Source organism: Micromonospora sp. DSM 43699, assembly GCF_055517075.1.
The window spans coordinates 94,089-105,053 of record NZ_JBTMMT010000019.1; the positions used below are offsets into that span (position 1 = coordinate 94,089).

At 71.8% G+C, this 10,965-nt stretch carries 10 protein-coding genes; all 10 read left to right on the plus strand.

What is annotated here, in order from left to right:
* Nucleotides 1-18 precede the first annotated feature (18 nt).
* The 10 genes from AC0AIB_RS12935 to AC0AIB_RS12980 all read left to right on the plus strand — a co-directional run bounded on the left by AC0AIB_RS12935 (nucleotide 19) and on the right by AC0AIB_RS12980 (nucleotide 10,947).
* Nucleotides 19-1,566: an AMP-binding protein gene (locus tag AC0AIB_RS12935; RefSeq protein ID WP_363674495.1), complete on the plus strand. Its 1,548-nt coding sequence runs from the start codon at nucleotides 19-21 to the stop codon at nucleotides 1,564-1,566.
* Between the two features lie 33 nt (nucleotides 1,567-1,599).
* On the plus strand, nucleotides 1,600-2,751 hold the full coding sequence (locus AC0AIB_RS12940) for an acyl-CoA dehydrogenase family protein (RefSeq protein WP_465096732.1): 1,152 nt from the start codon (nucleotides 1,600-1,602) through the stop codon (nucleotides 2,749-2,751).
* Between the two features lie 13 nt (nucleotides 2,752-2,764).
* Complete coding sequence (locus AC0AIB_RS12945; RefSeq protein WP_465096733.1) at nucleotides 2,765-3,796, plus strand: acyl-CoA dehydrogenase family protein; 1,032 nt, start codon at nucleotides 2,765-2,767, stop codon at nucleotides 3,794-3,796.
* Nucleotides 3,797-3,869: 73 nt separating this feature from the next.
* Nucleotides 3,870-4,961, plus strand: coding sequence for an LLM class flavin-dependent oxidoreductase (locus AC0AIB_RS12950; protein ID WP_465096734.1), 1,092 nt, complete (start codon nucleotides 3,870-3,872; stop codon nucleotides 4,959-4,961).
* Nucleotides 4,958-5,959, plus strand: a complete 1,002-nt coding sequence (locus AC0AIB_RS12955; RefSeq protein WP_465096735.1) for an LLM class flavin-dependent oxidoreductase — start codon at nucleotides 4,958-4,960, stop codon at nucleotides 5,957-5,959. Before AC0AIB_RS12950 ends, AC0AIB_RS12955 begins: the two co-directional genes overlap by 4 nt.
* Nucleotides 5,956-7,647: a class I adenylate-forming enzyme family protein gene (locus AC0AIB_RS12960; RefSeq protein ID WP_328346027.1), complete on the plus strand. Its 1,692-nt coding sequence runs from the start codon at nucleotides 5,956-5,958 to the stop codon at nucleotides 7,645-7,647. The genes AC0AIB_RS12955 and AC0AIB_RS12960 overlap by 4 nt, the downstream gene beginning before the upstream one ends.
* Nucleotides 7,644-8,636, plus strand: coding sequence for an LLM class flavin-dependent oxidoreductase (locus tag AC0AIB_RS12965; RefSeq protein ID WP_328346029.1), 993 nt, complete (start codon nucleotides 7,644-7,646; stop codon nucleotides 8,634-8,636). The genes AC0AIB_RS12960 and AC0AIB_RS12965 overlap by 4 nt, the downstream gene beginning before the upstream one ends.
* A gap of 14 nt (nucleotides 8,637-8,650) precedes the next feature.
* Nucleotides 8,651-9,622, plus strand: a complete 972-nt coding sequence (locus AC0AIB_RS12970) for an enoyl-CoA hydratase/isomerase family protein (RefSeq protein WP_091246929.1) — start codon at nucleotides 8,651-8,653, stop codon at nucleotides 9,620-9,622.
* 9 nt (nucleotides 9,623-9,631) lie between these two features.
* Nucleotides 9,632-10,615, plus strand: a complete 984-nt coding sequence (locus AC0AIB_RS12975) for an LLM class flavin-dependent oxidoreductase (protein WP_465096736.1) — start codon at nucleotides 9,632-9,634, stop codon at nucleotides 10,613-10,615.
* The gene (locus AC0AIB_RS12980; RefSeq protein ID WP_328346036.1) at nucleotides 10,612-10,947 is read left to right on the plus strand and encodes a VOC family protein; all 336 of its coding nucleotides are present in this window, start codon (nucleotides 10,612-10,614) and stop codon (nucleotides 10,945-10,947) included. The genes AC0AIB_RS12975 and AC0AIB_RS12980 overlap by 4 nt, the downstream gene beginning before the upstream one ends.
* The last annotated feature ends 18 nt before the right edge of the window (nucleotides 10,948-10,965 follow it).

Here is a 10,965-nt window from a genome sequence, read left to right on the forward strand (position 1 = left end):
TCTAGCTCAAGGAGTCCGATGAGCGAGGAGCGGACCGGGTTCCGGCTCTGGGCAGCCGCGGAACCGGACCTGTGCGCGATCGTGACCGCCGATGATCGGCGGATCTCGTACGGTGACCTGTTCGCCGAGGTGAACCGGATCTCGCACGGGCTGCGTACCCACGCGGGTCTGCGGCCCGGCGACACCGTCGCGGCGGTGATGACGAACAGCCCCGGCCTGGTCGCGCTCTATCTCGCGGCGATGCAGTCGGGCCTCTACCTGGTGACCCTCAACTACCACCTCACCGCGCCCGAGGTCGGCTACATCCTCGCCGACAGCGCCGCGAGGGTGGTGGTCGGCTCCGAGCGGGTCGAGGACGTGGTGGTCGCCGCCGCCGAGGCCGCCCCCGGCATCCAGGTCTTCGTCGACGGCACGCCCCGCACCGACCGGGCCCGCCCGCTGTCGGCGCTCACCGCCGACATGCCCGCGACGAGCCCGGCGGACACCCCGGCCGGCTCACTGATGATGTACACCTCGGGCACCACCGGCCGGCCCAAGGGGGTCAAGCGCCCGCTCAGCGGAGTCGACGCGGACACCGGCGCGCTGACCTACGTCTGGCTGTTCCGGGAGTTCGGCATGGAGCGCGACGCGTTCGCGTCCTGGCTGGTGTCGGCCCCGATGTACCACTCGGCCAACATCACCCCGGCGATGGGCGCGCTGCACGCCGGCGGCACGATGGTCCTGATGGACGGCTGGACGCCGGAGGGTTTCCTGCGCCGGGTCCAGGCCCGCCGGGTCACCGGGACCAGCATGGTGCCGACCCACTTCTACCGGCTGCTGCAACTGCCCGAGTCGGTCCGTGCCGACGCCGACATCTCCTCGCTGCGCTACGTGCTGCACGGCGCCGCGCCCTGCCCCCGCGAGGTCAAGCAGCGCATCCTCGACTGGTTCGGCCCGGTGGTCTACGAGTACTACGGCTCGACCGAGGTCGGCACCACCGTCGCGCGGCCCCACGAGTGGCTGGCCCACCCGGGCACGGTCGGCCGGCCGGCCTCCATCTCCACCCTGCGCATCCTCGACGAGCTGGGCAACGAGGTGCCCGTCGGGCAGACCGGCATCGTCTACATGCGCCAGGGCGACGACCGGATCGAGTACCACAACGACCCCGGCAAGACCGACGGCGCGCGCCGCGACGGCCTGATGACCGTCTGGGACGTCGGCCACGTCGACGCCGACGGGTTCCTCTACATCACCGGTCGCGCGGCCGAGCTGATCCTGGTCGGCGGGGTGAACGTCTATCCGGCCGAGATCGAGGCGGCGTTGATCAGCCACGACTGGGTCGCCGACGTCGGCGTGGTCGGCACCCCCGATCCGGAGTTCGGCGAGGTGCCCCAGGCGCACGTCGTGCTGGCCGACACCGCGCCCGACCCGGACGCGGCGCTGGCGGAACTGCGCCGCTACCTCACCGACCGGTTGGCCAAGCCGAAGCGCCCGGAGTCCTACGTGCTGCGCGACGCCCTGCCCCGGGACCCGAACGGCAAGCTCTACAAGGCCCGGCTCACGCGCGCCGAAGAGGCCAGCGCATGACCGGCGACATCGACGAACCGGTGGGAGGTGGGCATGGACTTCGCTGACAGCGACACCGACCTGGCGTTCCGGCGCGAGGTCGGCAGGTGGCTCGACGGGGCGCTGGCGGACGTGCCCGACCAGGAGGAGCTGTCCCAGGACGCGCGTGAGCACTGGTCGCGGGTGTGGCAGGACCGGCTCTGCGCCGGCAACTGGGCCGGCCTGTCCTGGCCGGTCGCGCACGGGGGCCGGGGGATGGACGCGCTGGCACAGGCCGTCTTCAACGAGGAGGCCGCGGTACGCGGCGCGCCGTACCCGCTCAACGGGGTCGGCATGATGCTGGCCGGGCCGACGATCATCGCGCACGGCACCGACGCCCAGCAGGCCCGGCACCTGCCCGGCATCCTGCGCGGCGACGAGTACTGGTGTCAGGGCTTCAGCGAGCCCGGCTCCGGGTCGGACCTGGCGAGCCTGACCACGGCGGCGACCCGGGTCGACGGTGGCTGGCGGATCAACGGGGCCAAGATCTGGACGTCCAACGCGCACAACGCGTCGCACTGCCTGCTGCTGGCCCGCACCGACGCCGCCGCGCCGAAGCACCAGGGCATCACCTACTTCCTCGCGCCGATGGACGGGTTCACCGTCCGGCCGCTGGAGATGATCAACGGGGACACCGAGTTCAACGAGATGTTCCTCGACGACGTGTTCGTCGCCGACGCCGACGTGCTCGGCGGGGTCGGCGACGGCTGGACCGTCGCGCTCACCACGCTCGCGTTCGAACGCGGCAGCATGGCGCTCAACCTCTGGGTCTGGGCCCGCCAGGCGGTCGACCGGCTGATCGACGTCGCGGTCGAGCGGGGCGTGGCCGACGACGGCGCGTTCGCCGACGCGGTGGGCGCGTTGCAGTGCGACGCCGAGGCGGTCCGGATCGGGTCGATGCGGATGCTCGGCGAGAGCCGGGCCGGTGGTGTCCCCGGCCCGGAGACCTCGGCGCTCAAGAGCCTGTGGGCCCGGGTGGTGCAGCACGCCAACCGGCTCGCCGTGCAGCTCGACGAGGCCGGCGGGGTGCTTGTCGACGGCGACGGCGCCGCCGCCCGGATGCGTCGTTACCTGCGCGCCCGCGCCCACACGATCGAGGGCGGCACGGAGGAAGTCCAGAAGTCGATTCTCGCGGAGCGGGTGCTGCGCCTGCCCCGCTCACGCTGAGCGGAGTGGTCTGGTGCGCGCAACATTCACCCAGGAACAGCGGGAGATCGGTGCGACAGTGGGCTCGCTCGCGGACGCCGACCGTGGCACCGCCCGCGAGCTGCTGGCCGGTCCGTGGCGGGCCCCGGCGGCTGACGGGCCGTTGCTGCGGGACTTCGGGCTGCTCGGGGTGCCCGAGTCGGCCGGTGGCATCGGGTCGGGCCTGATCGACCTGCTGGTCGCCGTCGAGGCGCTCGGCGAGCGGCTGGTGCCGAGCCGGTTCCCGGCGCACGCGGCGGCGGTCCAACTGCTCTGCGGCGACGAGCGGCGCACCGGTCCGCTCCCCGACGAGGTGCTCGACGGCCGCCGGGTGCTCACCCCGGCGGTCGACGTGCCGGGCAGCTCCGGGTGGGTCGACCGGGCGTCGCCGGACCCGCTGGTACGGACCCTGGTGCCGTACGCGGCGCAGGCGGACGGCGTCGTCGCCCTCGGCCCGGACGGGGTCTGGTTCGCCGACCCGCTCCGGACCACCGCCCGGCAGTCGGTGGACCCGGCGGTGCCGCTGTCGGACCTGACGGTGGCCGCCCCGGAGCGGACGCAGCCCGCCGGGTCCGGCCCGCTGCGGGCCGCGCTGGTGGTGGCGGCCGAGCTGTGCGGGGTGGCGCAGGGGGCGGTCGACCTGGCCGCCGAGCAGGCCCGGACGCGTCGGCAGTTCGGTCGGGTGATCGGTTCGTTCCAGGGGGTCGCGTTCCCGCTCGCCGAGGCGGCCACCGCCCGCAAGGCGGCCTGGGACCTGACCCTGTACGCGGCGTGGGCGGTGGACAACGGCCGGCCGGACGCCGGGATCCAGGTGCACGCCGCCAAGGCGGCGGCCGGGCAGGCGGCGGTCTTCGCCGCCGAGCGGTGCATCCAGGTGCACGGCGGGATGGGCATCACCATGGAGGCGGACCCGCACCTGTTCCTGCGCCGGGCGTTCGTGCTCGACGCCCGGTGCGGGCGGGGCGCGTGGCACCGGCGGCGGACCGGGGAGCTGCGCGTCGGGTCGCGTCGAACACCGCAGGCCTGACCTGCGGAAGTCTTGCCGGGCATCGGCCGGGGCAGTAACATACCGGCTGGTCGGAATAAATGAGGAGAAGGCCGTGAAGTTCGGAATCATGAACCTGTTCCCGGTGGCCGACGGGGTCTCGGACCACCAGGTGCTCCGGGAGACCCTCGACGAGATCCAGCTGGCCGACGAGCTGGGCTTCGACTCGATCTGGCTCGCCGAACACCACTTCTCGACGTACGGCATCCTCGGCAGCCCGGTGAACTTCGGCATGGCCGTCGCCGAGCGGACCCGGCAGATCACCATCGGCACCGCCGTCCTGGTGCTGCCGCTGCACCACCCGCTGCGGCTGGCCGAGGACATCGCCGCCCTCGACGTGCTCAGCGGCGGCCGGGTCTCGATCGGCGTCGGCCGGGGTTACCAGCCCGCCGAGTTCGCCGGCTTCGGCATCCCGCTGGAGGAGTCGAAGCAGCGTTACCAGGAGACCCTGGAGATCCTGCGGCTCGCGCTGTCGCAGGAGAACTTCTCCTACCACGGCGAGATCTTCCACTACGACGACGTCACCACCTACCCGAGGCCGTTCACCCCGGGCGGGCCGCCGATCCTGCAGGGCACGGTCTCCCCGGAGAGCTTCCGGGAGCGCGGCGCGGTCGGCGAGTCGATCATCACCTCACCGAACTTCACGCCGTTGGGCATCATGCAGAAGAACTTCGACCTCTACCGGCAGAGCATGCGGGAGAACGGCTTCGACATCTCCACCTACGACCTGCCGTTCATGCAGCAGGTCTGGTGCGGTGACAGCCAGGAGGGCCTGCGCGCGGCCGCCCAGGCGGCGATGAACTACTACAAGTCCGTCGGCAAGGTCATCCCCGGCTCGGAGGACGCCATCGCCAAGGAACGGTCCTACTACGCGGCCGTGGCCAAGAACATCGAGCTGCTGACCCTGGAGCAGACGCTTACCCACGGTGGCAACTTCGGCTCGGCCCAGCGCGTCATCGAGACCATCGAGATGCTGCGCGAACAGCTCGGCATCAACCACTACATCGGCTGGCTGCGGATTCCGTCCCTGGACCGCAAGGCCGCACTGCGCTCGATGGAGGAGTTCGCCGACAAGGTCATCCCGCACTTCCGGGCCCAGGAGCGCGCCGCCGACAGCGTGCCCACTCCCGAGGCGGTCGCCGGGTGAAGATCAGCTGCTTCCTGAGCGCCCAGTTCGACCCGTCGGCGTCGGCCACCGAGGGCATCGACGGCGTACTGGCCCAGGCCGCCGCCGCCGAGGCGGCCGGCTTCCACGCCGTCTACCTCGGCCACCACTACCTGGCCCGATCGGCGTTCGTCCAGCCGGTCCCGCTGGCCGGCTACCTCGCCCACGCCACCTCCCGGGTCCGGATCGGGTTCGGGGTCCTGCTGGCCCCCCTGCTGAACCCGGTCGCGCTCGCGGAGGAGCTGGCCTCGCTCGACGTGCTGTCCCACGGTCGGCTGACCGTCGGCATCGGCGCCGGCTACCGCCGCCGGGAGACCACCGCGTTCGGCGTCGCCTGGGAGGACCGGCTGCGGCGACTGCGGGAGTACGTGCCGATCCTGCGTTCCCTGTGGAACGGCGAGACGATCGACATCGCCGGGAGCTGGGGCGAGGTCCCCGGCGCGTCCCTGGCGCTGCGCCCGGCCCAGCCCGGCGGCCCACCACTGTGGATCGGCGCGTTCGCCGAACCCGCGATCCGACGCGCCGCCCGACTGGACGCCCCGTGGCTGATCGGCCCCAAGGGCAACGACGGGGAACTGGCCCGACTGCTCGGCATCTACCGGGGTGACCTGGCCGAGCGGGGCTTCCCACTGGACCGGGAGTACCCGATGAGCCGTGAGGCGTACCTCGGCGACAGCTACCCGGCGGCCGTCGCGGCCGTCCGCCCGCACCTGCAACGCCAGTACGCCGGCTACAAGTCCTGGGACGACGCGCAGTCTCTCGACCTGGACCGCTACCTGGCCGAGGACTGTCTGGTCGGCTCGGCCGACGAGATCGTCGCCAAGCTGCGCCGCTGGGAGAGCGAGTTGGGCATCACCGAGGTCTCGCTGCGCCACCAGTTCGTCGGCGCCGGCCAGGACGAGGCGATGGAACAGCTCGCCCGCTTCGGCGCGGAGGTCATCCCGAGGGTCACCACGACCGTGCCAGGGGGGACCCGGTGAACGCCGGCAACCTGGCCGGCATCCTGGAGGGCCGGTGCGCCGACCGGGCCGACCTGCCGGGCCTGTACGGCGAGGACGGCCGGTCCTGGACGTTCGACCAGATCGACCTGCTCGCCGGGGGTGTCGCCGCCGCGCTGCGGGCCGAGGGCGTCGGCCCCGGCGACCGGGTCGCCTGCTACCTGACCAACGGACCGGAGATCGTGTTCCTGCTCTTCGGCGCCTGGAAGATCGGCGCGGTGCCGGTCACCGTCAGCAGCCTCTACAACGCCGCCGAGCTGGCCGAGTCGGTGGCGAAGACCGCGCCCCGGCTGCTGCTGGTCGACGACCGCCGCCCGGACGTGGTAGCCGAGTTCCTGGCCGCGCAGGACGCCGTAAGGGTCACCGCCTCCGCCGCTTCCGTCCCCGCCGTCGCTTCCGCCGGCTCCGGCTCCGCTGCTGACGACGCCGGCCACGGCCGGCTGCCGGTGCGGTCCACCACACAGCCGTTGACCGGTGTGCCGGCGTTGCCGTGGCGGCGGGAGGTCCGGGTCACCGGGGTCGACGTCGGGCCGGAGGCCGAGGCGTGCATCCTGTTCACCGGGGGCACGACCGGGCGACCGAAGGCGGTCAGCGTCACCCACGGCGGGACCCGCGAGTCGCTGATGCGGCTGGCCCGGGTCACCACCGGCACCGAGGCCGAGGGCACCGCCGCGCCGCAGGCCAGGCCGAACCTCGTCGCCCTGCCGCTGTTCCACAGCGGCGGCCAGCACGCGCTGCTGTTCGCGTACTTCGTCGGCCGGCCGGCGGTGGTCTGGGAACGCTTCGGCGTCGACCGGCTCGCCGACCTGATGGCGCGGTTCGGTTTCGACAACCTCTTCCTACTGCCCACCATGGTCTTCGACATCGTGCACGCCGAGCGGGACCTGCCGTTCGACGGGGTCAAGTCCGTCCTGGTCGCCGGGCAGGCCATCTCCTGGCCGGTGCGGCGCGCGTTCGAAGAGCGCTACCGGGTGCCCATCCTGGTCAACTACGGCTCGACCGAGGCCGGGCACATCGCCGGCTGGACCGGCCGGGACATGAAGGCCGGTCGGTGGAAGCCGGGCTCCGCCGGCCGGGTCTACCCGGGTGTCGAGTTGGAGATCCGCGACGACGCCGGCACCGCGCTGTCGACCGGCGCGGCGGGTGAGGTGGTGGTCCGCTCCGCGCTGACCAGGGGGTACGTCGACGACGTCGCCGCGTCGGCCGAGCTGGTCCGGGACGGCTGGGTGCACACCGGCGACATGGGCTACGTCGACGCCGACGGGGTGCTCTTCCTGGTCGGCCGCAAGCGGGACATGATCAAGTGCGGGGGTTTCCAGGTCTGGCCCGAGGAGATCGAGGACGAACTGCGGGCGCATCCGCTGGTGCGGGACGTCCGGGTGCTCGGCCGGCCGGACGACCGGCTGGGCGAGATCCCCGTGGCGCTGGTGGTCCGGGTGGCCGACGACGCGGTCGCCGACACCGATCTCGCCGCGCGGCTCGTCGCGTACGCCCGGGAGCGGCTGGCCCACTTCAAGACCCCCCGGCGGATCGAGTTCGTGCCAGCCCTGGAACGCAGCGCCACCGGCAAGATCAGCCGCGCGGCGGCCCCCCTGCCGGAGGCGGACGGGGTCGCCCCCGTGGCGGTGTCCCGTACGGACAGCCGATCGACAGCTTGGGGGAGCCGATGAGGTTCGGCATCATGGCGTCGCACCAGTACCCGCCCGGCGACGACCTCGGCAGGCACCTCGACGACCTGTTCGGCACCGTCGAACTCGCCGCGGAGCTGGGCTACGACTCGGTGTGGACGATCAACCACTTCCAGTCCAACCTGGCCACCCCGCAGCCGATCTCGATGCTGGCGAGCCTGATCCCGCGCTCGGGGGACATGCTGCTCGGCACCGGCATCCTGCTGCTGCCGATGTTCCACCCGGTGCACGTCGCCGAGGAGTTCGCCACCCTGGACCACCTCTCCGGCGGACGGGTGATCCTCGGCGTCGGGGCGGGTTACCGGGAGAACGAGTTCGCGGCGTTCGGGGTCGACCCGGAGACCCGGTTCCGCCGGTTCGACGAGAGCCTGCGGCTCATCCGGGCGCTGTGGACCGGGAACCCGGTCACCCATGACGGGGAGTTCTATCCGCAGGTCGACGCCACCATCGGCATCCCGCCGCTGACCCCGGGCGGCCCACCGATCTGGATCGGCGCCGGTGGGAAGAAAGCGGTCCGTCGGGCGGCCCGGCTCGGCGACGCCTGGTACGCGCCGGGCAACTCACCGAGCCGCCGGTTCCTGCCGGAGCACCTGGCCGTCTACAACGAGGCGCTCGCCGAGTACGGCCGGGACCCGGCGACGGTGCAGCGGCCCGTCGGTGTGGAGCTGTACTGCGCGCCGAGCACCGAACAGGCCGTCGCGGAGGCGTTGCCGCACGCCCGGGTCGAGTACTCGACGTACGCCGAGTATCCGGCGCTGCGCTGGCAGCGGGACCGCTTCGACGAACTGGTCCGCAACACGCTGCTGCTGGGCTCGCCCGAACTCCTCGTCGAGCGGATCAGCGCCCTGCGCGACCTGGGCTTCGACCACCTCATCTTCCGTCCCGGGTGGCTCGGTATGCCGACCGAGAAGCTCCGCGCCTCGCTGCGACTGTTCGCCACCGAAGTGATCCCCGCCTTCCGTACCACCTGACCTAAGGAACCGCCGTGAAGAAGACCGAAGCCGAGCTGCTGGAAAGCCAGTGGGACGTCGAGAACATGGAGGTCGATCCCGAGGTCCTCGCCAAGTACGTCCGCTACGACGTGGACGAGGAACGGGCCGTGGCCACCATCACCTTCGACCGCCCCGAGCGGCTCAACGCCATTCCGGTGGCTGCCTTCGAACGCGTCGGCGACCTGGTGAAGGAGGCGGAGACCGACGACCGGGTCAAGGTCATCGTGTTCAAGGGGGAGGGTGAGCACTTCGGCACCGGCGCGGACGCCGCCGAACTCGGCCACTACATCGGCTACAAGACCGGCACCGACAAGGCGTCCCGGCGTCGACCGGCCCAGCGCCAGCGCATCCTGCCGGACCGCAACGTGCTCAGCTCCGGCTTCACCCGCCCGATCATCGAGTCGCTCAAGGCGACCATCTGTCAGGTGCAGGGCTACTGCTACGGCGGGCACTTCCAGATCGCGCTCTCGGCCGACATCGTCATCGCCTCCCCGGACGCCCGGTTCACCCACCCGGCGTTCCGCTACCTCGGTCCCGCCCCGCAGGACATGTACCACTGGATCGAGAAGGTCGGCCTGACCACGATGAAGGACGTCATGCTCACCATGCGGGCGATCGGCGCGGAGGAGGGCGAACGCAAGGGCCTGGTCACCAAGGTCGTCGCACGCGAAGAACTGCAACGCTGGGTCGACGACTACGCCGACGCGATCGCCGTGATGCCGCTGGACTCGCTGATGATGGGCAAGTCGATGATGCAGGTGGTGATGGAGGCCCGGGGCAAGGGCCTCGGAGCGATGACCGGCTGGGTCGGGCACGGCTGGGCCACCAACGTCAGCTTCGCCGACGGGGACTGGAACTTCCTCAAGGAGCGTCGGGAGAAGGGCATCGCGCAGGCGCTGGCCGACCGGGACCGGCTGGTGGCGCCCTACTTCCGGCTCAGCGACAGCCGGTCGCGGGAAGAGTAGGCGACCGGCGTGAAGTTCGGCATCCTGCTCGACCACCAGTACGCCCCCGGCGACGACCTGGGTCGCCGGGTCGGTGAGACAGTCGAGTACGTCCAGCACATCCGCGACCTGGGCTACGACTCGGTCTTCGGTATCCACCACTACCTGTCGTCGCTGAGCACCCCGCAGCCGCTGCCGCTGCTGAGCCGGCTCATCGACCACTCCGGGACGATGCAACTCGGCACCGGCATCCTCATCCTGCCGCTGGGCCACCCGGTGCACTGGGCCGAGGAGATCGCCACCATCGACCAGATGTCCGGTGGCCGGTTCGTCCTCGGTATCGGCTCGGGCTACCGGGACGCCGAGTTCGCCTCGTTCGGCATCGAACGGCGTACCCGGGTGTCCCGGATGAACGAGGCGCTGGCGGTGATGCAGCAGCTGTGGACCGGGGAGCCGGTGCACCACGAGGGTAGGCACTTCACCCTGGACGGGGTGCGGTGCAGCGTACCGCCGGTGCAGCGTCCGCATCCGCCGGTCTGGGTGGGCGCCAACGGCCCGACCGGCATCGCCCGGATCGCCCGGCAGGGGCTGCCCTGGCTCGCCCCGTCGAACGTGCGCCGCAACTGGGCCGTCGGCAACCTGGCCGACTACCGCGAACAGCGGCGGGCCGCCGGCTTCGACGAGCGGGACGCGGTCTTCCCGATCCACCGGGATCTGTGCGTGGCCGACTCCGCCGACGCCGCGTTCGCCGTCGCCGGTGACGCGGTGAAACGCTCCTACGGAGAGTACGTCCAGTACGGTATGGACTTCTTCGAGTCGCAGTGGGACGCGATCAAGGAAAAGGCGCTCTTCTTCGGCTCGCCCGACGACATCGCCGCCAAGATCCAGGACTTCGCCGACGCCGGCTACAACCACTTCGTGTTCCGTGCCCAGTGGCTCGGCCTGCCGATCGAACGGTCGATCGAGATCGTCGAGCGGTTCGCCCGCGAGGTCATGCCGAGGTTCCGCCCATGAGGATCGGCCACGTGATCGTCCCCGCCGACGACCTGGACGCCCAACTCGCCTTCTACACCGCGCTCGGGCTGACGGTGCGCTTCCGCGACGGCGACCGCTACGCCGCCGTCACCGACGGCACGGTGACCATCGGCCTGGCCGACGCCACCCAGCAACCCGTCGCCGGCCGCACCGTGCTCAGCGTCCAGGTCGACGACCTGGACGCCTGCGTCGCCCGCCTGGTCGCCGCCGGCGCCACCGCCACCGCCCCGGTGACCGGCCCCCACGAACGCCGAGCCCTGGTCACCGACCCCGCGGGCAACCCCCTCACCCTCTACCAACCCCACCCCTAACCCCGCCCGCCCCTCCCC